18 protein-coding genes are annotated in these 24,032 nt (G+C 58.1%); 9 read left to right on the top strand and 9 right to left on the bottom strand.

Annotated elements, in window-relative coordinates; genetic code table 11:
• Positions 1-165: 165 nt before the first annotated feature.
• Together ACR0FG_RS13700 and ACR0FG_RS13705 are read left to right on the top strand one after the other, a co-directional pair.
• The gene (locus ACR0FG_RS13700) at positions 166-573 is read left to right on the top strand and encodes a hypothetical protein (RefSeq protein ID WP_480893548.1); all 408 of its coding nucleotides are present in this window, start codon (positions 166-168) and stop codon (positions 571-573) included.
• 179 nt (positions 574-752) lie between these two features.
• Positions 753-4,232 carry a choice-of-anchor D domain-containing protein gene (locus ACR0FG_RS13705; RefSeq protein ID WP_480893549.1) on the top strand — a complete coding sequence of 1,160 codons (3,480 nt, stop codon included), beginning with the start codon at positions 753-755 and terminating at the stop codon, positions 4,230-4,232.
• A gap of 63 nt (positions 4,233-4,295) precedes the next feature.
• Here ACR0FG_RS13705 and ACR0FG_RS13710 read toward each other — a convergent pair whose 3' ends face one another.
• Positions 4,296-7,136 (bottom strand): calcium-binding protein, encoded by a 2,841-nt coding sequence (locus tag ACR0FG_RS13710; RefSeq protein ID WP_480893550.1) that lies wholly within the window; start codon positions 7,134-7,136, stop codon positions 4,296-4,298.
• Positions 7,137-7,608: 472 nt separating this feature from the next.
• Here ACR0FG_RS13710 and ACR0FG_RS13715 point away from each other — a divergent pair, with 472 nt between their 5' ends.
• From ACR0FG_RS13715 to ACR0FG_RS13740, 6 genes are all read left to right on the top strand, one after another.
• Entirely contained in the window at positions 7,609-8,520 is a 912-nt protein-coding gene (locus ACR0FG_RS13715; protein ID WP_480893551.1) for a LysR family transcriptional regulator, read from the top strand.
• Between the two features lie 485 nt (positions 8,521-9,005).
• Positions 9,006-10,142, top strand: coding sequence for an ABC transporter substrate-binding protein (locus tag ACR0FG_RS13720; RefSeq protein ID WP_480893552.1), 1,137 nt, complete (start codon positions 9,006-9,008; stop codon positions 10,140-10,142).
• A gap of 60 nt (positions 10,143-10,202) precedes the next feature.
• Positions 10,203-11,120 (top strand): branched-chain amino acid ABC transporter permease, encoded by a 918-nt coding sequence (locus tag ACR0FG_RS13725; RefSeq protein ID WP_480893553.1) that lies wholly within the window; start codon positions 10,203-10,205, stop codon positions 11,118-11,120.
• A 1-nt stretch (position 11,121) separates the two neighbouring features.
• Positions 11,122-12,105, top strand: coding sequence for a branched-chain amino acid ABC transporter permease (locus ACR0FG_RS13730; protein ID WP_480893555.1), 984 nt, complete (start codon positions 11,122-11,124; stop codon positions 12,103-12,105).
• Entirely contained in the window at positions 12,098-12,853 is a 756-nt protein-coding gene (locus tag ACR0FG_RS13735) for an ABC transporter ATP-binding protein (protein WP_170715203.1), read from the top strand. Before ACR0FG_RS13730 ends, ACR0FG_RS13735 begins: the two co-directional genes overlap by 8 nt.
• Entirely contained in the window at positions 12,850-13,539 is a 690-nt protein-coding gene (locus ACR0FG_RS13740) for an ABC transporter ATP-binding protein (protein WP_480893556.1), read from the top strand. Before ACR0FG_RS13735 ends, ACR0FG_RS13740 begins: the two co-directional genes overlap by 4 nt.
• Before the next feature lie 3 nt (positions 13,540-13,542).
• On the opposite strand, the gene ACR0FG_RS13745 is transcribed toward ACR0FG_RS13740, so the two are convergent.
• The 8 genes from ACR0FG_RS13745 to ACR0FG_RS13780 are packed head-to-tail and all read right to left on the bottom strand — an operon-like array spanning position 13,543 to position 21,821.
• A complete protein-coding gene (locus ACR0FG_RS13745) occupies positions 13,543-13,938 on the bottom strand; it encodes a RidA family protein (protein WP_480893557.1) in 396 nt (131 codons plus the stop codon).
• On the bottom strand, positions 13,935-14,345 hold the full coding sequence (locus ACR0FG_RS13750) for an acyl-CoA thioesterase (RefSeq protein ID WP_480893558.1): 411 nt from the start codon (positions 14,343-14,345) through the stop codon (positions 13,935-13,937). Before ACR0FG_RS13750 ends, ACR0FG_RS13745 begins: the two co-directional genes overlap by 4 nt.
• A gap of 4 nt (positions 14,346-14,349) precedes the next feature.
• Positions 14,350-15,189, bottom strand: a complete 840-nt coding sequence (locus ACR0FG_RS13755; RefSeq protein WP_480893559.1) for a tryptophan 2,3-dioxygenase — start codon at positions 15,187-15,189, stop codon at positions 14,350-14,352.
• A complete protein-coding gene (locus ACR0FG_RS13760; RefSeq protein WP_480893560.1) occupies positions 15,186-16,805 on the bottom strand; it encodes an AMP-binding protein in 1,620 nt (539 codons plus the stop codon). The genes ACR0FG_RS13755 and ACR0FG_RS13760 overlap by 4 nt, the downstream gene beginning before the upstream one ends.
• Before the next feature lie 2 nt (positions 16,806-16,807).
• Positions 16,808-17,971 (bottom strand): acyl-CoA dehydrogenase family protein, encoded by a 1,164-nt coding sequence (locus ACR0FG_RS13765; protein ID WP_480893561.1) that lies wholly within the window; start codon positions 17,969-17,971, stop codon positions 16,808-16,810.
• Positions 17,971-18,771: an enoyl-CoA hydratase family protein gene (locus tag ACR0FG_RS13770; protein WP_480893562.1), complete on the bottom strand. Its 801-nt coding sequence runs from the start codon at positions 18,769-18,771 to the stop codon at positions 17,971-17,973. Before ACR0FG_RS13770 ends, ACR0FG_RS13765 begins: the two co-directional genes overlap by 1 nt.
• Before the next feature lie 12 nt (positions 18,772-18,783).
• Entirely contained in the window at positions 18,784-19,527 is a 744-nt protein-coding gene (locus ACR0FG_RS13775; protein WP_480893563.1) for an SDR family NAD(P)-dependent oxidoreductase, read from the bottom strand.
• Entirely contained in the window at positions 19,524-21,821 is a 2,298-nt protein-coding gene (locus tag ACR0FG_RS13780; RefSeq protein ID WP_480893564.1) for a bifunctional salicylyl-CoA 5-hydroxylase/oxidoreductase, read from the bottom strand. Before ACR0FG_RS13780 ends, ACR0FG_RS13775 begins: the two co-directional genes overlap by 4 nt.
• 246 nt (positions 21,822-22,067) lie before the next feature.
• On the opposite strand from ACR0FG_RS13780, the gene ACR0FG_RS13785 reads away from it, so the two are divergent.
• Positions 22,068-24,026 (top strand): 3-hydroxyacyl-CoA dehydrogenase NAD-binding domain-containing protein, encoded by a 1,959-nt coding sequence (locus ACR0FG_RS13785; RefSeq protein WP_480893565.1) that lies wholly within the window; start codon positions 22,068-22,070, stop codon positions 24,024-24,026.
• Positions 24,027-24,032: the final 6 nt, after the last annotated feature.

A 24,032-nucleotide genomic window follows, 5' to 3' on the forward strand; every position in this document is an offset into this window, starting at 1 on the left:
AACCCTCGTACGTCTGATGCCACATCGGAAATGTTGCACCCGCATCTTACGCTGTCCAGCGAAAGCGGAGCCAAACAAACTACAACCGCCGTGCGATAATCTTGCAAACAGACCACCTTTGAGGTGAACCTGCCAGAACCGGATAACAATACGAGGAAACGCGTCATGAGATACTCGGTTCTGCAAATCGCCATTTGTTGCGCGCTTTTGTCAGCAACGCCCGCGTCGGCAGAAGACGACTCGTGGTCCGGTCTTTACAAAGGGCTGGATGCTTTGGACGGGTCGATCGACTATTTGTCGATTTCTCGGACAGACTACGAAACTTACGAGCTGCGCATCGTTCCCTCGGTCATTTCCTTGTGCACGACCGGTCACGGTTGGATTGTCGCCGAGGGGACACTGGACGGCGCGGACAGGATGCTGAGGCGCAACAGCCGCGTCTATTGCGAAGGCGAAGAGCCCCGGGATATCGATGACCGGGTTCTCATGCTGGATCGTGATGCCGGGATTATCCGCTATGGGGCCACGGACGACCGTCGGCCACTGATTTATCACCGGGTTTCAACTAATTAATCTGTTCCTTCAAACGATTTGATCCAAAAAGCGCCGAAAACACCCTATTTTGAGCAGGCTCATTTGACTCGATATGCTGAGTAATGAGATAATAAGTCTATATTTAATACACGACTCGCGGCGTATTTTCTGCCGTTGATTGATTTATCGATACTCAAAAGTCATTGAAAGGAAATGCGATGAAACGCAGTTTCGACCCTGTTCTTAATGCAACGATCACCCGTGATGATTACGGCAAAACTCGCGCGATCAGGTTTCTGAGCGCCGCTGGATCCTCGGACACCGCTGAAATGCGGTCCGCAAAGTCGCATCTGCGCACTTTAGCTGGAACGCTTGACATCGATATGTCCAAACTTGCTGAGCTTGATCGCGATGCAAGCTTTCTTGAGCCTGTAAAGGCCGACCCGTCCTTTCGACTGGCCGATGTGAAGAGCTTTTTCGACACGACTACCTATGTCTATGTCCAGACCCATCAAAACACGCCCGTCTGGGGGGCCGGGATTACCATCACGGTCGGGGATGAGACCGGTCAACCGCTCTCAGTCGTCGATACAAGCGCCAGCGGCGTCAATGCGGCCTTGCCCGCGTCGCGAGACATTGCCCGGTATCGCAAACTTTTCTCTGCAGGAATCAAGGGCCCCGGCGCGGCGACCAGTTCAAAACAGGCTTTGAGCGCTGCAACCGGTCAGCTTCGGGACATTCTGGGCACGGGGCTGACCAACTATGGCAAAGGCAAGGACCAACCAACGCCCGAGCTGATCTCGGGACAGTTCTATGTCTATCAGATAGACCGCGCCCGCAGGCAACACGACCACCCCGAGGCGGCAAGTGCCCAGCCGCAGCCGGACAGCGATCCGCATGAGGTCGATGATCTGCCGACCCTGCAGCTGCCGCCGCTTTCTGCCAAGTCCCGGGACAAAAGCTGGCAACTGGTGGCTGAACTGATCATCCGGCTTCCGTTCGAAGGCCACCCGATGAACTGGCGCCTATTGGTCGGCGTTAGCACTGGCGAGATCCTATACATGCGGGCCCTGACATCGCATGTGAACGGCCTTGTCTTCACCTACGATCCGATCACCTCGACCGGGAATACCGGCAATGACGCCGGGCAACCCAACGCAGTGCTGAACCCGTTGCGCGACGATGTTGAACTGCTGGGGCTGGACCCGGCAGTTGGTGGGGTACAATCGCTGACCGGCGAATTCGTACAGGTGACCAATGTGCACAACCCCAATATCGCGCCGCCTACGCAACCTGCTGGGACAGATTTCGATTTCGATGTGCGGACGGACCAGTTTTCAGCCGTGAATGCCTATTACCATCAGGATCGCTTTTTCCGGCTGGTTCAGGATCTTGGCTTTTCGCTGAACAGCTATTTCGACGGCACCAGCTTTCCCATCGATGCGGATCATCGCGGGTTCGGCGGCGCGAACAATGCGCATTGTATCGGGGACGGCGACGGCATCGATCACACCTGCTATGGCCTGATCGACAACACCGGCGGCAATCCCGTCGGCAATGCCAGCGAATGGTCGGTGGTTCTGCATGAGCTTGGCGGACACGGCATTCTCTATGACCACGTCAATTCGGCGAATTTCGGTTTCTCGCACAGCGCCGGGGACAGTTTCGCGATCATTCTCAACGACTTTGGTTCGGAATGGCACAATGGCGGGGCGATAGATCGGTTCATCCGCTCACCGTTCCGGCAGAATCTGCGCCGCTCGGACCGTGACCCAGCCGCCGGCTGGTCCTGGGGTGGATCGCAGGATGATGGCTCATACCGGAGCGAGCAAATCCTCTCGACCACCCTGTTCCGGGTCTATCGCAGTATCGGAGGGGACTCGACCGACCTGACCCGGCGCGAGTTTTCGGCCCATTTGATGACCTATCTGATGCTGCGGGCCGTTGGTACGTTGTCGCCTGCGACGAACCCAAACTCCCCGGCGGGTTTTCTGGATGCTCTTTTGACCGCAGATACCGGCCATTGGACGACGCGCGGCATTTCGGGCGGGGCCTATGCCAAGGTTCTGGAGTGGTCTTTCGAGCTGCAGGGGCTGGACGGGGGCGACCCGCCGCTGGTTGACGTCTATATCGACGATGGCCGGGGCGGAGAATACGAATACACCGACGATCACCGCGCAACCGTGGCGATCTGGAACCGGCACGCCGCCGATGCGGGTGCGACGCATCAGGACCCGGTTATCGGAACCAACTTTGCCTATGTCCGGATCAAGAACCGGGGCAGTTCGGTTGCCAATCAGGTTGCGGTGCGCGGGTTCCACTGCCAACCGCTTGCTGGTCATATCTGGCCCGTTGATTTCGCGGCCATGGATACACCTGAAATCGCCGCGCCCACCATTCAGCCAAACGATGCCGAAGAGATCATCGTTGGTCCTTTCGAGTGGGTTCCAAACCCGAACGAAGATGGCGATGACACCATGATGATTGTGGTCTCGGCTGAAGGAGATGCCGATCACGCCGACAAATACCATGCAGGCCGCACGATCGAGGATTGGCGGCTTGTGCCCAATGACAACAATATTGCCATGCGCACCGTGCACCTGCGTCCGCGGCTGGTCACAGCCCTGCCCAATGCCGGGGCGTTCGGCAATGCCTGCGTGGGGACAAACCGGGATGTGACGCTGACCCTGTCCAACAGCGGCTTCAACACGCTTTCGATCACAAATATCCTTTCAAGTTCGGCCGAGTTCCTCGTGCCTGATGTGCAGGCGTATCCCATCATCATCGGATCGGGCGACAGTATCGACGTGACGCTGCGGTTCCGGCCCACGTCGTTTGGCAACAAGTCCGCGACGATCACCGTCCTTTCCAACGATCCGGGCGGCGCGCGTGTTCTGAATGTCTCGGGCGAGGCGGCGGCACCGCGTCTTGTGTCCATCATCGCCGATAACGGCGATTTCGGAGACACCTGTGTTGGGGATGTGACCGACCGGATGGTGACGCTGTCGAACAGCGCCCGGTGCCCGCTGACGATCAGCAACATCGTGTCTTCGTCCGCTGAGTTCGTCGTGCCGCAGGTGATATCCTTCCCGATCATCGTCGGTGCGGGTGACTCGGTTCAGGTACCGATCCGGTTCCAACCCACAAGCCTTGGCGCAAAAGCCGGGACGCTTACAATCTCAAGCGACGATCCGGCTGGCGCAAAGACGATCCGGGTTTCGGGCACTGCGCCCTCGGGCGAATTGACTGTGACCGGGTCGACCTGCATCGGCGGCGTCAAGGCCTGCTGCGTCGGAGAGCGGGTGCTGACCCTGTCCAACACCGGGCCCTGCCCACTGCATATCCAGCATGTCGGCCTTCAGCGCAGTAGCAAATACTGGAAACTGGTCAACAATCCGTTCCCGGCCACCCTCGCGCCGGGGGCCGCGCTTGACCTGCTGATCCGTTACAAGGGCGAAGAGAAATGTCCGCGCGCGCAGGCGGTCGTGATCAAAAGCGACGATCCGGCCTGCCCTGAAAAGGTGCTTGACCTTCTGGCCTATACGGTCTGGCAGGTGCGTTCGGGCAAAGGCTGCGATTGCGGCAAACCGGGATGCGAGGCGTGCAGTGACTGTTGCTGCGACGCAGGCTGTACACCGCAAAGTCTGGATGCCTGTTGTTTCGACGACGATTGCGAGGATGACGGCGACGCCTGCTGACGCGCCGTTTCAGCATCGGTGTGGCCCGGCTTATGTCGGGCCTGCCACCGAAGGAACTACAGCTCAGACGAAATCGATGAAGTCCTGCATGTACAGATCGCCTTCGCCCACCTGCTGAATATCGGCGATGACAAAGCCGTCCGAGGTCGTGATCTGAAAATACTGTTCGGTCTCACCATTGGTGACGATGACCAGATCGTCGTAATCTTCGATGCCGTAGACGTCTTTCGAGATATAGATTTTCTCGCCATCAACGATACAGAAATCGGCGATCTTGTTGCTGCCGCCATTCAGGATGAACGTATCCACGCCGCCGCCACCAAAGAACTGATCGTCACCACCGTTGGATACAAATACGTTACTCTTTGAGTCGCCGAATATCAGGTCGTCGAAATGGCTTCCTATGAAGTTCTCAATATTCTTCAGCGCATGTTTGTCGCTATTCGGCCCGTTGATCAGCTCGGCAGACTGACCAAACATGATCGCAACGCCAGCGGGCGCATCCTCGTACGAGATCGTATCGATCCCGCCGCCGCCATCAATATTGACGGGCCCCGCCCCGGGTTTGAACAATTCGTTCTTGTCGGTGCCGACGAGCTCCGAGACAAAGCTGTTCATCCAGTTGTCCATGGCTGCCTCGGACCCTGCAGGCAGACCGTCATCATAGCCCGCAAGCGTGGCGTCATATCCCAGCAATACCGACAAATCCGGGCCGTAGAACGTTCCGTCCAAAGCGAGGTGTTTGAGCAGCTGGTCCACCTCAATCGCCTGTCCGTCGATATGGATATCGGCAATCACCTGCCCACCCGGAAGGCGAAGGCTGAATGTGTGGCTGTCAAGCTGTTCGACGATCAGATCATGCAGGCTGTTCAGGCCATAACTCTGGCTCAGGATGTTGATGAAATCCCCGTCCCCGATATTGAGGTCCAGTATCGTGTCGCGACCACCGTCCAGAACAAACTGATCTGACCCGCTGCCGCCTTCCAGCGTGTCATTTCCTGCGCCGCCCACCAGAACGTCATTGCCGCCCTGACCGCTCAGGAAATCGTCGCCCTCGGCCCCCTGAAAGTGGTTGTCGGCCCCATCGCCGATAATCACGTCATCCTTGTTGGTGCCGATGATGTTCTCAACATCATAAAGTTCAGTATGAGAAGTGTTTTCGTTCAGGTTATCCTTGTATGTCGCCTCGCCCAGAACATAGCGGCGGTCGTCATTTTCGGATTGATCCGTATAGGTCTTCCGCATGTCCAGACGGATACCCGAAATATCCGTTTCGACCCCGCCAATGGCGCTATAAAAGCTATAGGTATCACTGCCTTCGCCACCAAAGATTTTGTTGTGCCCGGCACCTGCGTCGAAAAAATCATCGCCCCCAAAGCCCCACAATGTGTCATTGCCTGACCCGGCGGCCTCATTGGTATCGGCATAGCCGAACAAGATGTCGTTATGCTGGGTTCCGAATACGAAATCGTTTGCAGTGCCGCCTATATTGTGGATGCCCTGATAGGCCCCTAGAATGATGTACCGCCCGTCTTCCATCTGTTTGAATGCGCTGAGATCCTCGGTTCCCGGATCAACAGCGTTGCCGAACCCATCATTCAGCGTCACAATCCCATCCTTGATTGTGACGATCAGCATGGTGTTCTTGATGAACTGCTCAAGATCGTTTTCAAACTCCGAATATCCAAGACGCATCTTGGGATCGTCGAATTGAGGCACATCGTAGTAACGCACCTCGGCGAGGAAGTTGTTAAACCCGTCCTTGATGCGGAACATGATGTCGTTCTGGCCGACCCATTCGATGGTCGGCTGCAAGTCCTTGGCGGCATTTGCCTCGATCAGGATCGTATCTTCAAACGGATTGAAATCCATGATCGTGCTGACCTTGGACGGGTCGGACACGCCCTCACTGTCGCCTCCATTTTTCAGCTTCGAGATAAAGAACTCGACGATATTCATGCCTGTCGAGATGTATTTCAACTGACCGCCGGCAGCCGGTATCCAGCGACCGACGCTCCAAAGCTGGTTGTTGATGAAGGTCACAAAGGAAAGATCTTCTTCGGGCGGAACGTCGGCCAGCGGATTATCAGGATCGTTCAGAACAAAAACATCCGACCCACTGCCACCCCAGAACGTATCGCCCGAGGTTCCGGCCGCGCCGCCACCAATAAGCCAATCGTTCCCGGCCCCGCCATACAGCGTATCCATACCCTCGCCGCCGTCGAGGAAATCATTGCCGGTTCCGCCCCAAAGTTCGTCATTGCCCAAACCGCCGAACAGCACGTCATCTCCGGCGCCGCCGGACAACAGATCGTCGCCGGCGTAGCCATAGATCGTGTCGTTGCCATCCATGCCAAAGAGCTGATCGTCATGGTCATAGGTTTTACCATTGAACCTCAGACTTCCCGCCCCGTGGATAATATTGTCCTTATCATTGCCAATCACTTGCGAGGCGACGCGGATCGTCACCTCTTCGGTCATGCCCGAATTTGTATCCTTGGTGCTGACATCCAGGTTTCTGAATACGATCGCCCCCGGTGTCATCTGCTGACTGCCGGTCGAATAGACAAAGAACTCGTTCTTGAACGCGCCAAACAGACCGCCCTGTGATGAGGCATAGAAATACCGATGGCCGGATTCGGTCGGGGCCTCGCCCGGCTCGGGACCAATCTCGGGGTCGATGGTGACTGACGTCAGCGCCGGAGCCAAAAGCAGGTTGCTGTCATTCTCAGCATCAAACCCGGTCACGGCAGGAGACTCAGGCACGTCGCTACCATCCGCGTTGGTGTACGGCCCGTGCAGCCAGTTCTGCCAGCCGAGGTAATCCCCGTCGAACCACATCAATCCCGGCCACCCATCAGGGAACGAGGCATGGGTAAAATCAGCAGAAGGTTGATTGGGCATGTGTTTTTCTTTCCTGCATTTCATCCCGCCGCCCCATCGCGTTGAACCGGGCGCAAAGTCATTGTTCGGCCAAGGCCGTTCGGGACGTGATCGTTGTGACATTCTGCAGCCAGAGGTGCGGATCCAAGAGGCACCAGAACGCAGGCTGCAATCTGGGTATCAGCCCTATGCCAGTCAAAACTTGCGATCCAATACCAAGTTTCGATAGGCCGATAGAAGATTTCGATCAGTCCAAAAGACAGGTTCTTAGATCAAAGTTAGGTCGACCATGCGAGAGCCTTGCAAAATAGAGGCCTATGCAAAGTCACGTCCATGTCACCTGGAATATTTCGCAACGTAACCAATTGATAAAGCACGGGTTAAACTTCGTTTAAAGTGGCCAAAAGTACCTCGGAATAGCTTGCCCGCACAGCCCCAAAGCCTCTAGGTGCGCAGGACAGATTTGCCCATCGACCAAAACGGAATTTCATCAATGACCCGCCCAACCCATCGGCAGCTTGAGTATCTTGTCGCGGTTGGCGACACCGGTCATTTCGGACACGCAGCCCAGCTTTGCCACGTTTCGCAGCCCACCCTTTCGGCCCAGCTTCAACTTCTGGAAGGGCGCTTGGGCGCGCAACTGATCAACCGATCCCCGCGCGGAGCCGAACCCACCGCGCTAGGGCAACAGGTAATCGAATTGTCGCGCGAGGTTCTGAGCAAGCTTACAGAGATTCAGGATGCCGCAAATCGCACCAACAAAGCGGCGGCACAAATTCGGCTGGGACTACCATCAAGCTTTGGTCCATACTTCTTGACACACCTGATGTGTCAGCTTGATGCCTGCAAAGCAGGAATCGACGTCAAAGTCCGTGAGGCCCCCATTCCCGAGCTTATCAATCTGTTGATGTCCGACAGGCTGGACTGCTGCGTGATGCCCCCTATGGACCTTCCGGGGTTAAAACAGCGCAATCTCTTGCGCGAGGAATTGAAACTGGGCCTGCCCTCTACGCATCCTTTGGCCACCAATACAGAGATTCGATCTGACATGCTCGCTGGTGAGCCGCTTTTGCTTATGGTTTCGGAAGAGCAGCTTTGCCAGTTGAACCACGAAGTCTATGCGTTTTGCCAGGCCTCAGGTGTCGCCATCAGCTATGACTATCAGGGATCCAGCCTGGATGGCATCCGGCACCTGGTCTCAATCGGCAAAGGTCTTTCGTTGTTCCCCGAGTTTTATGCGAACTCCGAATGCCGACACAGCCAGGATATTTCGCTGCGTCCCATCACCAACCAGTCGTTATCGCGCGAGCTTTGCTTTTCCTGGCGAAAAGGCACCGCCAAAGCGGCATCAAACAAACATCTGTTCGATACATGCCAATCTGCGATCCATTCGGCCCGGCAATAGGCGGATCAGGTTTCGGGATAACCAAGCGCCGGCAGAGCGGGCAGGCAGCACGTTTGGCAGGATTTCGCGGCGCGCGGTAATGACGGCACTTAATCTTCAAGTTTAAAATTTTAAACTTGAAGCGAATATGCGCCTGAGATAAAGATTGCGATCAACCCCGTTCGAAACCGAGGTGATTTTGAAAGCTGCATCCTTGAGCACAGGAATTCGGAAAAGTGGCGCTATGGGCACTGCCGTTTGGTGCTTTTTGCATTCTGCCAGCAACCTTTCCTGCTTGCCTTGGGCGCTCTGGAGTCTGGCGGGTAATAAAATCGGCGAAGATATGTTCCGAAGATTGCGTTCTTTTCGCACATGTCGGACCTTGGCGGCATCTGATCGGTTGGTCGACACACAAAGAACCTGCAACGGTCTATGCCTCATCTGTGGATATGTCGAACCGCTGATCAAAGCCAAGAAGTAAGCGAATTGGAAAACAGGAGGAACCCATGAATCTGAAACCGTTACTTGCTGCGGCCACTGCGGCTGTGTTGGCGACGTCTGCACAGGCCGAGGGCCTCAAGGTTGGCATGATAACAACGCTTTCGGGCGGGGGCGCCGGGCTTGGGATCGACGTCCGCGACGGCTTTATGCTGGCGGTCGAGCAATCCGGGCGCGACGATATTGAGGTCGTGATCGAGGATGATCAGCGCAAACCGGATATCGCAGTGCAGCTGACCGACAAGATGATCCAGTCCGAAAAGGTGGATGTCCTGACCGGCATCATCTGGTCCAATCTGGCAATGGCAGTGATCCCGGGTGCAGTAGCACAAGGTAAGTTCTACCTTTCACCTAACGCCGGACCCTCGCCGCTGGCCGGGAAAGGGTGCCACCAGAACTATTTCAACGTTGCCTGGCAAAACGACAATCTGCACGAGGCCGCGGGGGCACATGCCAATGCGTCGGGCTATGCCAACACCTTTGTTCTGGCCCCAAACTATCCGGCTGGCAAAGATGCGCTGTCGGGTTACAAACGCTTTTACGAAGGGGATCTGGCTGGTGAGATCTATACGAAGCTCGGGCAGACGGACTATGCCAGCGAGATCGCGCAGATCCGCGCCTCGGGGGCGGATAGCGTGTTTTTCTTCCTGCCCGGTGGAATGGGTATTTCTTTTCTGAAGCAATATGCCGATAGCGGCGTGGACCTTCCGGTTGTCGGTCCCGCGTTCAGCTTTGATCAGGGCATCCTTCAGGCCGTAGGAGACGCCGCTTTGGGTGTGCACAACACCTCGCAATGGTCCAAGGATCTCGACAACGCAACCAACGCGGCATTTGTCGAAAGCTTTCAGGCCAAATACGGTCGGCTTCCCTCGCTTTATGCAAGCCAGGGCTTTGACACCGCCAATCTGCTGATTTCGGCCATGGATGCGGCGGATGTAAGCGATCAGGATGCGTTCCGTGCTGCGCTCAAGGCGGCAGAGTTCGAGTCGACGCGCGGCGATTTCGCCTTTGGTCCGAACCATCATCCCATTCAGGATATCTATGTTCGCGAAGTCATCAAAGAAGGCGATGTCTACACGAACAAGATCATCTCGCTGGGCCTGGAAGATCACAGCGACGCTTATGCGGCTGAGTGTAAAATGTAACTGACCGCAGCCCGCGTTGCCTTTTGGACGGCGCGGGCGCAGGCATGTGCAGGGATGGCAATGTCCTGGATCTTACTTGTTGAACAGACCTTGAACGGGCTGCAGTTCGGCGTGATGCTGTTTCTGATGGCGGCAGGCCTGACGTTGATCTTTGGCGTCATGGGGCTGATCAACCTTGTGCACGGATCGCTGTATATGATCGGAGCCTTTGCCGCAGCGGTGGTGGCAACGGCATCAGGCTCGTTCCTGCTGGCGCTGGGGGCTAGCCTTGCGGCTGCGGCAATTGCCGGAATTGTGGTCGAAACCACGGTGATCCGCAGGCTTTATGACCGGGACCATCTGGATCAGGTGCTGGCAACCTTTGCGCTAATCCTGATCTTTTCCGAAGGCACGCGCTGGGTTTTCGGCTCGTTTCCCCTGTTTCTGGACCCGCCGGATTATCTGTCGGGCACGGTGTCCTTGCCCTTTGGGATCGAATACTCCCGCTATCGGCTCAGCCTGATCGTGATCGGGCTTGCGGTCGCTGCCGGATTGTTCTGGATGATTGCCAAGACCCGGATCGGCATTCGCATTCGCGCGGGTGAGAATGACCGTGAGATGATCGGCGCGTTGGGCGTCGATATCACGCTTCTTTATACGATGGTTTTTGCGCTGGGGGCCGCGCTGGCTGGGTTTGCCGGTGCGCTGATCGGCGCGATCCAGTCGGTTCAGGTCGGGATGGGAGAGCCCGTTTTGATCCTTGCATTTGTCGTGGTCGTGATCGGTGGCATCGGCTCGATCAAGGGGGCCTTGATCGGTGCCATTCTGGTCGGTCTGACCGACACGCTGGGCGGCTTCCTTCTGCCTAAACTTTTCTCGCTGATCCTGGCCCCGTCCGCCGCCATTTCGGTGGGGTCATCGCTGGCTTCGATGTCGATTTATGTGCTGATGGCGGGCGTTCTGCTTGTGCGGCCCAAAGGTTTGTTCGGAGGCGCATGAGATGAAAAAGGAAACAGCTCTGAACACGGGATTGATGGCTTTGCTTCTGGCGGTGCCGGTGGCCGCGTGGTTCATGGATGAACCCTTTCTGATCACGCTGACCACACGGGCCGTCATTTTTGCGATTGCCGGGATCGGGCTGAATTTTGCGCTTGGGTTCGGCGGGCTGGTCAGCTTTGGCCATGCGGTGTTCTTTGGCCTTGGCGGCTATGCGATGGGTATTCTGGCACATCACGCGCAGACCTACACCCCGCTGATGGAGTGGCCCTTTGTCATCGAAGGCTCAAACTCGATGCTGGTGATCTGGCCGGTTGCAATTGCCCTCAGCGCGCTGGCGGCGTTGGCCATCGGGGCGCTGAGCCTGCGCACCACCGGCGTCTACTTCATCATGATCACGCTCGCCTTTGGCCAGATGTTCTTTTACTTCATGATTTCGTGGTCGACCTATGGCGGCGAGGATGGCCTGTCGATCTATGTGCGCAACGGGTTTCCCGGGCTCAACACCATGGACCCGTTCCAGTTCTTCGTGATCTGCTATGCCCTGCTGGCAATCGTACTGTTCGGTGTACATCGCGCGGCGCATTCGTCCTTTGGCCTGATGCTGCGCGCCACGCGCCAGAACGAGGATAGGGTGCAGGCCGTTGGTCAGGTATCCTATCGACTGTATCTGGTCGCGTTTACGGTCTCGGGCGCCATTACCGGATTGGCGGGCGCGCTGTTCGCTGATCTGAACCGGTTTGTAAGCCCTACCATGCTCAGCTGGCAAACCTCGGGCGAAATCATGATCTTTGTGATCCTCGGCGGCGTTGGGCGGGTCTTTGGGCCTGTGGCGGGCGCGGCCTTGTTCATCCTGCTGGAACACAGCCTTGGGGGGCTAAGCGACTATTGGCACGTCTATCTCGGCGCGATCCTGCTGGGGGTGGTGTTGTTTGCGCGGGGCGGTTTGTTCGGCCTTCTTGCCGGGCGCGAGGTGGCGCATGACTGATCCCATTCTCGATGTACGCGGCTTGACCAAAAGCTTTGGCGGGCTGGTGGCCAGCAAGAATATCAGCCTCGATCTGCGCCCGGGGGAAATCCACGCGCTGATCGGGCCCAACGGGGCTGGAAAGTCGACGCTGATCAAGCAAATCGCAGGCGGGCTGCGCCCGGATGCAGGCAGCGTGCATTTCGACGGGCAAGACGTCAGCCCCCTGTCCACCGCTGATCGCGCGCGACTGGGAATGGGGCGCACATTCCAGATCTCGTCCCTGGCGATGGATTATACGGTTTTGCAGAACGCGGTTCTGGGCGCACTGGGTCATCGCGGCAATACATTTCGTTTCTTCAATCGCGTTATGAAAGATGCGGACCTCTTGGCCATTGCAGAACAGGCGCTGGAACAGGTCGGGCTGCAGGAGTTCCGAAGCTTTCGCACCTCGGACCTGTCGCATGGCCAGCGTCGGCAGCTAGAGGTCGCGGTTGCGCTGACTCTGGAGCCCAAAGCCTTTTTGATGGATGAACCCATGGCGGGGCTTGGAGCTGAAGGATCGCAGCGTCTGATCGGGTTCCTCGATACACTGCGGCACAAGGCCCCGATCCTGCTGATCGAACATGACATGGATGCGGTTTTCACGCTGGCGGACCGGATCAGCGTCCTTGTCTATGGCGAGGTCATCGCCTCGGGCTCGGTCGACGAAATCCGGGCAAACGCGGACGTTCGCAGCGCCTATCTCGGAGAGGAGAGCGCAGAATGAGCCTGTTGAAACTCGCCCATGTGTCCGCGTTTTATGGCCAGTCTCAGGCTTTGTTCGACGTCCACCTTACCGTAGACGATGGCGAGGTTGTTGCACTGATGGGTCGCAACGGCATGGGCAAATCAACCACGATCAAGGTGATTTGCCGGTTGCTGAAAAACCGGGGCGGAACGGTGTCCTTTGACGGCACGGACATTGCGCGCCTGCCGTCCTACAAAGTCGCCCGCATGGGCGTCGGGCTGGTGCCCGAGGGGCGTCGGTGTTTCACCGACCTGACCATTTACGAGAACCTGATCGCTGCCGCCCGTCGCGGCGAATGGGATTTTGCGGCTGTCTCAAGGTTGTTTCCCCGATTGCAGGAGCGGAAGGATCAGACCGCAGGCACCCTGTCGGGGGGCGAACAGCAGATGTTGGCAATTGGCCGTGCCCTGATGACCAACCCGCGCTTGCTGGTTCTTGATGAGGCGACCGAGGGGCTTGCCCCCGTGGTCCGGCAGGAAATCTGGGCGGCGATCACTAAACTGAAAGTCGAAACCGGGATGGCGATCGTGATCGTCGACAAATCGCTCAAGGAACTGCGCGCGGTTGCTGACAAGGCGGTTATTCTTGAGAAGGGAAAATCGGTCTGGGTCGGAGACTTCGCATCGCTCAGCTCAGAGGTCACCGACAGATATCTGGGCGTCTGACATCTATCCGATATGCGCAGTGGCCTCGATTTCGATCAACGCCTCGTCTTCGACCAGATCTTTGACGATCAGCATCGACATCGCTGGAAAGTGCTTGCCAAAAACGCGGCGATAAGCCTGCCCGACCTCGCGCTGATGGGCAAGATACTCCTGTTTGTCCTTCACGAACCATGTCAGACGCGCCACGTCACTTGCCTGACCGCCTGCGGCTTCGACCACGGCGACGATATTACGCAACGTCTGCTCCATCTGCGAGATGAAGTCGTGGGCCACAAACTCTTTGTTTTCATTCCAGCCGATCTGGCCGCCGATATGCAGGGTTCCATCCGGGGCCAGCATACCATTGGCGTATCCCAGGGCGGGGGCCCAACCATCCGGGTGAATCTCTTTCAATGTCATTGCGTTTCCAGTTTCTTATCTGTGACGATTTGCCGAACCGTCTGGGGCCAGGGTTGCGGGCGTCCATTGGGGCCGACATAGACAAGCGTCGAAGATCCCCTGAGGCGAAGCTCGTTCTGGCAGGTGGCCTGAAAGTCGTAGGACATGCTGGCCCTACCCAATTTTGTGATCTGCAGATCGATCTGCAACCGATCCCCCTGTCGGGTGGGTGCGGTGAAATCCACCGTGATATGCGCGGTCGGCACCGCCCCGTCCTTGTGCACAACCTCGAACGGCCAGTTCAACGCGTCGCGGAAAAAGAGCTCGACACAATCGTTCACCATCTCGAAGTAGCGGGGATAGAACACAATTCCCGCCGGATCACAGTGGCGAAACAGGACGTCCTGAAGACAGGTGAAGCGCATCATGAGTTCAAAGCTCTCCGCGCAGGTGCCAGAGTTCGGGGAACAGCTCGACACTGAGCATCTTGCGCAGGTAGTCGACGCCAGAGGTGCCTCCGGTGCCACGCTTGAATCCGATCACGCGTTCCACCGTCGTGACATGGTTAAACCGCCAGCGGCGGAAGTAATCTTCAAGATCGACAAGCTTTTCTCCAAGCTCATACAGTGCCCAATGGGTATCAACGGCCTGATAGACCTGCCGCCACTTGGCCTGCACCTCGGGCACCGGCGCGTGCGGTGTGGTCAGTTGCGGTTCGGGGATGTCAGCGTCGGGTCCGTCAATCGCGGTGAACAGATGGCGGATCACATCATCATAGAAACTGGGCCGCGCCAGTTCGTCGCTTAACATCTTGTGTACGTCCGGCAAATGCGCGTGTGGCTTGAGCATGTTGGGGTTCCGATTCCCAAGCACGTATTCGATCATCCGGTATTGATAGGACTGAAACCCCGAAGACGGCCCCAGAGACTCGCGAAACTGGGTGTAATCCGCAGGGGTCATGGTGCGCAGCACATCCCATGCGCTGTTGAGTTGTTCAAAGATGCGCGACACGCGGGCCAGCATCTTGAACATCTGGGGCATATTGCCTGCATTCAGCGCCTCACGCGCGGCGGACATTTCGTGCAGCGCAAGCTTCATCCACAACTCGCTGGTCTGGTGCTGGATGACGAACAGCATTTCATCATGGGCATTCGACAGCGGGGTTTGCTGCGCCAGAAGGGTGTCCAGCCTCAGATAGTCGCCATAGGACATGGCGTCCTTGAACCCCATTTTTGCGCCTTCGGAACCGGGATCGTACGGAGTTTTGGTCATTGCTGGGCCTTCAGCCTGAACCGCTGAATCTTACCGGTTTCTGTCTTGGGCAGAGCGTTGGTAAAGACCAGCGAGCGTGGATATTTGAACGGGGCAATCGTGGCCTTGACGTGATCCTGCAACTGTTGTGCAAGCGCGTCGCTCGGTTTTTGTTCCGGCGAAAGCACGACATGGGCCTGCACGATAGCGCCGCGGGCCTCATCAGGGACGCCGATGACGGCGCATTCTGCGACCGCCTCGTGGGATAACAGAGCGGCCTCGACCTCGGGGCCGGCGATGTTGTACCCGGAAGAGACGATGATGTCGTCATTGCGGGCGGCAAAGTGGAAATAACCATCTTCGTCCTTTGAAAACGCATCACCCGTGATATTCCAGCCGTCCAGCACGTATTCCGTCTGGCGCAACCCACGCAGATACCGGCAACCCGTGGGGCCGCGAACTGCAAGGCGGCCCACTTCGCCCGCCGCAAGCTCGACCCCGTCCGGGCCTATGATCTTGGCTTCGTACCCTTTGACCGGTTTGCCGGTGCAGGCAGGGCGATGGTCCGAAAACCGGTTGGTGATGAAGATGTGCAGCAACTCGGTGGCACCAATCCCGTCCAGCATCGGCTTTCCGGTCTTTTGCATCCACTCGTCATAAACCGGTGCGGGCAACGTCTCGCCCGCCGACACAGCCGCCCGCAGCGAGGACAGATCAGCGCCGTCATCCATCGCCTGCATCATCACCCGGTAAGCGGTCGGGGCCGTGAAGCACACCGTGGCGCGGTACTTTTCGATCACTTCAATCATGTTTGGGGGCGCGGCGTTTTCCAGCAGCGTTGCCGCTGCACCAAATCGCATGGGAAAGATCGCCAACCCGCCCAGCCCAAAGGTGAAAGCCAACGGTGGCGACCCGATGAACACATCATCGGGCGTGACATCCAGCACCTCTTTGGCATAGCCATCCGCGATGGCCAGAAGGTCGCGGTGGAAGTGCATCGTGCCCTTCGGATCGCCGGTCGACCCCGAGGTAAAGCCAATCAAGGCCACATCATCCTGCGCCGTATCAACCGCCGAAAATGTCACGGGTTTTTCAAGCGCAAGACGGTCAAGTTCGGCATCGTGATTGGCGGTGCCGTCAAACCCAACAACCTTGGTGAGGAACTTGCTGCCCTTGGCGCAGGCCGTCATCTCGTCCATCAGCCTTGTGTCGCATAGCGCATGGGTGATCTCGGCGGTATCAACGTACTTTGCCAACTCAGCCGCGCGCAGCATCGGCATGGTGTTGACGACCACGGCACCGGCCTTTGTCGCCGCCAGCCAGCAGGCCACCATAGCCGGGTTGTTGGCTGAGCGGATCATCACGCGGTTGCCCGGTTTCACCCCAAGGTTATCGACCAGCACATTGGCCAGCCGGTTGGTCCAGTCGCTGAGTTCCTTATACGTCCGCCGCCGTCCGTTGCCGATCAGGGCCGTGTGATCCCCAAACCCCTTGTTGACCATGGCATCAGTCAGTTCCACCGCTGCATTCAGACGGTCGGGATAGTCGAACCCGTCCAGCAGAAGGTCGGGCCATGTCTCTTGCGGCGGCAGATTATCCCGCGCGAAGGTATCGGTATGGGCTGAAGGTCTGAGCATGATTACCCCCTTTGCATCGCGCCAAGCGCCTGCCGCGCGATGACGACGCGCTGCACATCCGAGGCCCCCTCGTAGATGCGCAATGCCCTGATTTCGCGGTACAGACGTTCGACAGTCTCGTCGGATTTGACGCCATCGCCGCCGTGAAGCTGAACCGCTTTGTCGATGACGCGCTGTGCTTGATCGGTTGCAAACAGCTTGGCCATGGCGGCCTCGCGGGTGACCCGCGCCGCGCCGCTGTCCTTGGCCCACGCCGCGCGATAAACCAACAGTGCCGAGGCATCGACGTCCAGCGCCATGTCTGCAATATGCCCCTGCACCATCTGCAGATCAAAAAGCGGGCCCCCCTGAACTTTGCGCGTGCTCACACGGCTCAGGGCTTCGTCCAGCGCGCGCCGCGCAAAGCCCAATGCGGCGGCGGCCACGGTCGAGCGGAAAACATCCAGAACAGACATGGCAATCCTGAACCCGGCCCCGCGTTCGCCGATCAGCGCGCTGGCCGGAATACGGCAATCAGCGAACCGCAGCCGTGCCAGCGGATGCGGTGCGATGGTGTGCAACCGCTCGACCACTTCAAACCCAGGCAGACCGGCTGGCACCACAAAGGCCGACAGCCCCTTGGCGCCCGGAGCCTCTCCGGTGCGGGCAAAGACCGTGTAGACATCAGCGATGCCGCCATTCGAGATCCATGTCTTTTCGCCGTTCAGGATGTAATCATCCCCGTCCGGCACGGCAGTCATGGTTGAATTGGCCACATCCGATCCCGATTGCGGCTCGGTTAAGGCAAAGGCCGATATAGCCTTGCCCGCGCGGGTCTGCGTCAGCCATTCGGACTTTTGCGCGTCGGTCCCAAACAGGGACAACGCGCCCGTTCCCAGCCCCTGCATGGCAAAGGAAAAATCGGCCAGCCCATCATGGCGCGCCAGCGTCTCGCGGATCAGGCACAGGTTGCGCACATCCAGCGGTGCCGTTGCATCGGGATCAACCGCGGAATGGGTTAGCCAACCGTCGCGGCCAAGGGCGTTGACCAGATCACGGCAAGCCTGATCTGTGTCGCTGTGATCAATGCCCTTCAGTTCCGACGCTGCCCAATCGTCCAGACGCGCCGCCAGATCGCGATGGCGGTCTTCGAAAAAAGGCCAGCTGAGAAAGCTTTTGTCTGCCATCAATCGCCCTCGAATTCCGGTTTCTCTTTGGCGACAAAGGCGTTGTAGGCCCGGTGAAAATCCTGACCCTGCATACAGATCGCCTGCGCCTGCGCCTCGGCCTCGATGGCCTGTTCGATCGACATGGACCATTCCTGCGCCAACATGGTCTTGGTCATCATGTTGGCAAAACCCGGCCCCTCGGCAATCCGACCCGCCATGTCTTGCGCGGATTCAAGCAACTGATCCTGCGGCACAACGCGGTTGAAATATCCCCACGCCGCACCTTCCTCTGCGCTCATCGAGCGGCCAAGATACAGCAATTCCGCCGCCCTGCCCTGCCCGATGATCCGCGGCAGGATTGCGCAGGCCCCCATATCGCACCCAGCCAGCCCGACGCGGTTGAACAGAAACGCGGTCTTTGCCTGAGGCGTGGCGATCCTTAGGTCCGAGGCCATTGCGATGATCGCCCCCGCCCCGGCGCTGATGCCATCCACCGCCGCAATGATCGGCTTGCCGCAATTCACCATCGCTTTGACCAGATCGCCGGTCATGCGGGTAAAGGCCAGCAGCTCTTTCATGTTCATTCTGGTCAGCGGCCCGATGATTTCATGCACATCCCCGCCCGAGCTGAAATTGCCCTGGTTCGGCGCAAAAACCACAGCCTTCACTTCGTCGTCATAGTGCAGATCGCGGAACCAGTCGCGCAACTCTGCGTAGCTGTCGAACGAGAGCGGGTTCTTACGCTCCGGCCGGTTCAACGCAACCGTGGCAATTCCGTTCTCGATCGTGCAGATGAAATGAGCGACATCACTGCGCATTCTCGTCCTCCATCAAATCTCGCCACCCGACAGGCTGAGCGCGTGTCCATTCACCGATCTGGCCGCATCCGAGCATAACCATAGCGCTGTTCCGGCCACCTCATCGGTCTGGATGAATCGTTTCCGCGGGTTATTGCGCCATAAGGATTTGGCGGCCTCCTCGGCGCTCATCCCGGTTTTTTCGGTGATATTTGCGATGGATCGCTCTAGCATCGGTGTTTCGATAAACCCTGGGCAGATCGCGTTCACTGTAATGCCCGTTGGGGCGAGTTCCAGCGCCAGCGCGCGGGTCAGGCCCACGACGCCGTGTTTGGCCGCGCAATATCCGGCAACATAAGGATAGCCCTTGAGCCCCGCGGTCGAGGCGATGGCGATCATCCGCCCCCAACCGCCCTGTTTCATATCGGGCAGCGCCTGTTTCCAGACGTTGAAAACCCCGCGCAGGTTGACGCCGATCATGTCGTCCAGATCCTGCGCCGCCATCTTGGTAAAAGGTACCGAGGTAGCTGCACCGGCATTGGCGATCACGATAGCAATGGGTCCGTATTGGTCGCGGGACGCTTCAAATGCCTGTGAAACCGAACCCGGATCGGTAACGTCGCAGACCTGCCATGGCAATCCCTGCGCTTTCAGGTGCTGCTCGGTCCGTCCCATGATGGTGACATTGGCACCAGCGTCCGCGAACTGTCGGGCGGTCTCGGCCCCCACGCCGGACCCGCCGCCGGTGACAACCACATGTTTGCCTGCCAGCGTCATACCTTGCCCACCATCTCGGCCTCGCGATCGGCTAGACGCCAGCTTTGATCGCGGCCCGCCAGATACGGCAGCGGCCAGTCGGCATGACGGTCGCCAATCGAGGCACCCGCGTGCAGCGTCCAATACGGGTCGGACAGATGCGGACGCGCAAGGCAGACCAGATCGGCCCGCCCGGCCATGAGGATCGAGTTCACATGATCGGCCTCATAGATATTGCCAACCGCCATGGTTTTGATTCCGGCCTCGTTTCGGATGCGATCGGAAAACGGCGTCTGGAACATCCGGCCATAGACCGGCTTGGCATCTATCGTCGTCTGGCCTGCGGATACGTCGATAATGTCGGCGCCGGCGGCCTCGAACGCCTGTGCGATCTTCACCGCCTCTTCCGGGGTTACGCCGACATCACCAACCCAGTCATTTGCCGAAATCCGCACAGCCATAGGCTTGTCTGCAGGCCAAGCCGCGCGCATCGCGGCAAAAACCTCAAGCGGATAGCGCAGACGGTTTTCCAGGGAACCGCCATAATCATCCTCGCGCGTATTTGAGACCGGCGAGATGAACGACGAGATCAGGTATCCATGCGCCGCGTGCAGCTCGATCATATCGAATCCGGCACGATCCGCCATTTGTGCCGAGGCGACAAACTGCGCCGTCACCTGATCCATATCCGCCCGTGTCATTGCGCGCGGAGTGGCATTGTCTGGCGACCATGCAACGGCAGAGGCCGAGATCAGATCCCAGTTGCCACTGGCCAGCGGTTTGTCTATCCCCTCCCAACCAAGATTGGTGGATCCTTTGCGTCCCGAGTGGCCGATCTGGCAACAGATCTTTGCGTCCGTTTCGGCATGGACAAAGTCGGTGATCCGCTTCCAGGCCGCCTCATGTTCCAGCAGATACAGACCCGGACAGCCCGGCGTGATGCGGCCGGTATCCGAGACACAGGTCATTTCCGTATAGACCAGCCCCGCCCCGCCTTTTGCGCGCTCGCCCAGATGCACAAGATGCCAATCTGTCGGGCAGCCATCTACCGCCTTATATTGCGCCATCGGAGAGACGACGATCCGGTTGCTCAACGCCATCCCGCGCAGCTTGTAAGGCGCAAACATCGGTGTTCGCACCGGTGCGTCTGCTGCAACTCCGGCCTGGGTCTGGAACCAGCGCTCGGCCGACTCCAACCATTTCGGATCGCGCAGGCGCAGGTTTTCATGGCTGATCCGCTGCGACCGAGTAAGCAGCGAATAGTTGAACTGTACCGGATCAAGATCCAGATAGCACTCGACATCCTCGAACCATTCCAACGAGTTGCGCGCCGCCGATTGCAGGCGCAGAACTTCAAGCCGCCGTTCCTCTTGATATCGCTGGAAGGCGGATTGCATGTCTGGTTCAGACTGCAGATAGTTCGCCAGCGCAATCGCGCTGTCAAACGCCAGCCGCGACCCGGATCCGATTGAGAAATGCGCCGTTGCGGATGCATCGCCCAGCAGCACGATGTTCTCGTGATACCATTTCTCACACAAAACACGCGGAAAGTTCATCCAGACCGCCGAACCACGCAGGTGATCCGCATTCGACATCAGAGCGTGGCCGCTCAGATGATCGGCAAATACCTTTTCGCAGGACTTTATGATGTCCTCCTTGGACATGCCTTCGAACCCGAACTTGTCCCAGGTGTCCTGCGCGCATTCCACGATGAAGGTCGCCGTGTCGTCGTCGAACTGATACACATGCGCCCAGATCCAGCCATGCGGGGTCTTTTCAAAGATAAAGGTAAAAGCATCATCGAATTTCTGATGCGTGCCAAGCCAGATGAACTTGCAGGCGCGTACATCCACATCTGGCTTGAAATGATCCGCATAGGCCGCCCGGGTCTGAGAGTTGATGCCGTCGCAGGCCACCACAAGATCATAGTCATCCTTGAAATCTGCCGCCGTTTCAAACGGGCATTCAAAGCGCAGTTCAACCCCAAGTTCGCGCGCGCGCTTTTGTAGCAACAACAGCATTTGCTTGCGACCGATACCGGCGAACCCATGCCCGCCCGAAACCGTGCGCACCCCGTCATGCACAACTGCGATGTCATCCCAATAGGCAAAGTGATCGCGGATCGCCTGCGCGCTTTTTGGATCGTTTTCCTGCAGATTTTCCAACGCATCGTCAGACAGCACGACGCCCCAGCCGAACGTGTCATTGGCACGATTGCGTTCCATCACCACAACGTCATGCGCCGGATCGCGAAGCTTCATCGAAATGGCAAAGTAGAGGCCCGCTGGCCCCCCTCCCAAACAGGCAATCCGCATTTGCCCCTCCGTCTGACGTTGGTGTTACATATCACAAAACCAGTGTCTCGACCGTACCGGAGTTGCGTTATTGCTTCAAGCTTGAATTTTTAAGTTTAAAATATTATGGCTCGCACATTGGCATTTGTCTTGAAAGGTATTCTACCCAATGACATCCGAACCCGCCTGTGTCACACCTTCCAGGTAAAGCGAGGATCTTTGTGATCCCGTGACCACCCCAGTTAACGCCTTTGTCGGAGCATCGTCATGACTGTTTCTCTCTCAAAACGTGGCCCTGTTGCGGTTGTTACCATCGACAATCCACCCGTCAACGCGATAAGCCACGCCGTGCGACAAGGCCTTGTGGACGCGTTGCGGCAGACCGAAGACGACACCTCCATCGCGGCTGTGGTTCTGGCCTGCGCCGGGCGCACCTTTGTGGCCGGAGCGGATGTTCGTGAATTCGGCAAACCACCGCTTGAACCCCATCTGCCCGACGTGCTTCGCGCCATCGAGGCCGCCAAAAAACCGTGGGTTGCCGCATTGCACGGCACAGTTCTGGGTGGTGGGCTGGAACTGGCCATGGCCTGCCGCTATCGCATCGCGTCCGACGGCGCGAAACTGGGTCTGCCCGAGGTCAATCTGGGCCTCATTCCCGGTGCAGGGGGGACGGTGCAGCTGCCGCGCCTCGTCGCCGCTGATATGGCGCTTGAGATGATCGCGGGTGGCAAGCCAATCCCCGCTGACAAGGCCCAAAGTGCCGGTCTGATCGATGTGCAGACACAGGACGATCTGGCGCAGGCGGCGGTCGGCTTTGCCCAAACGCTGGACCCCGATGCGCTGAGCCTGCCGACATTGCAGCGCCCTGTGAAAGCGCCAAATGACTCGGCTGCCTTTGAGGCAAAAGCCGAGCAAATCCAGACCCGTGCGCGTGGGCAACATTCGCCTGCAGCGGCCGCTCAGGCAGTGCGGAATACCCTGACCCTGCCCCCCGACGCAGCCCTGGCCGAAGAGCGTAAGACCTTTCTGATCCTCAAAGACGATCCCCAATCCGCCGCCCTGCGATACATCTTTTTTGCCGAGCGTGCATCCGGGCGGTTGGACCGGTTGAAAGGCGTAACCGGATCGCAAATCGCGTCCGTTGGCGTGGTCGGAGGAGGTACAATGGGTGCAGGCATCGCTGCGGCCTGCCTTTTGTCCGGCAAGCAAGTTGCTTTGGCCGAGCGAGATGCTGCAGCGGCGGACGCCGGAGCAGAACGGGTCGCAGATGTCCTGTCCGGCAGCCTGAAACGAGGATTGATCTCGCAATCCCGGCACGATCAGTTGTTGCAGAACTTTTCAACCACAACGCAATACGCCGATTTCGCGACCGCCGACCTTGTGATCGAAGCCGTGTTTGAAGATATGGACGTCAAGCGAGAGGTCTTTGCACAGCTTGATATGGCAACACGGCCCGACGCCATTCTGGCCTCGAACACCTCATATCTGGACGTCAACGAAATCGCCCGATCCGTGCGCGACCCAAGCCGGGTTGTCGGGCTGCATTTCTTTTCCCCGGCTCATATCATGAAGCTGATGGAAATCGTCGTTCCTGACGCGGTCTCCGACTCGGTTCTGGCCAACGCGATCAGCTTTGGCAAGCAGCTTGGAAAAACATGCGTGCTTGCCGGGGTCTGCGACGGATTTATCGCCAACCGGATTATGTCCGCGTATCGCCGCGAAGGTGAGTACATGCTCGAAGACGGGGCCCTGCCCTGGCAGATCGACCAAGCCATGGTCGAATTTGGTATGCCCATGGGGCTTTACCAGATGCAGGATCTTGCTGGTCTGGATATCGCCTGGGCCATGCGCAAACGACAGGCCGCAACCCGCGACCCGGACCAGAGATATGTCGAGATCGCCGACAGGATGTGCGAACAGGGCTGGTTCGGGCAAAAAGCCGGGCGCGGATGGTATCTGTATGACGGCAAGACCCGCACGCCCAACCCCGAGGTCGAAGCGCTGATCTTTTCGGAATCCAGACGCAAGGGCATTCCCCGCGTGGCACTAAGCTCGGACGAGATCATGGGGCGAATTCTGTCCCGTATGCAATCCGAAGCACAGTCCATCCTTGACGAAGGCATCGCCCAAAGCGCGCAGGATATCGATGTGGTCATGGTGAACGCGTTCGGCTTTCCCAGGTGGAAAGGCGGGCCGATGTATCTTGCCACAACCGGCGCGCGTTAGCATCAG

The organism is Ruegeria sp. E1 (assembly GCF_056534225.1).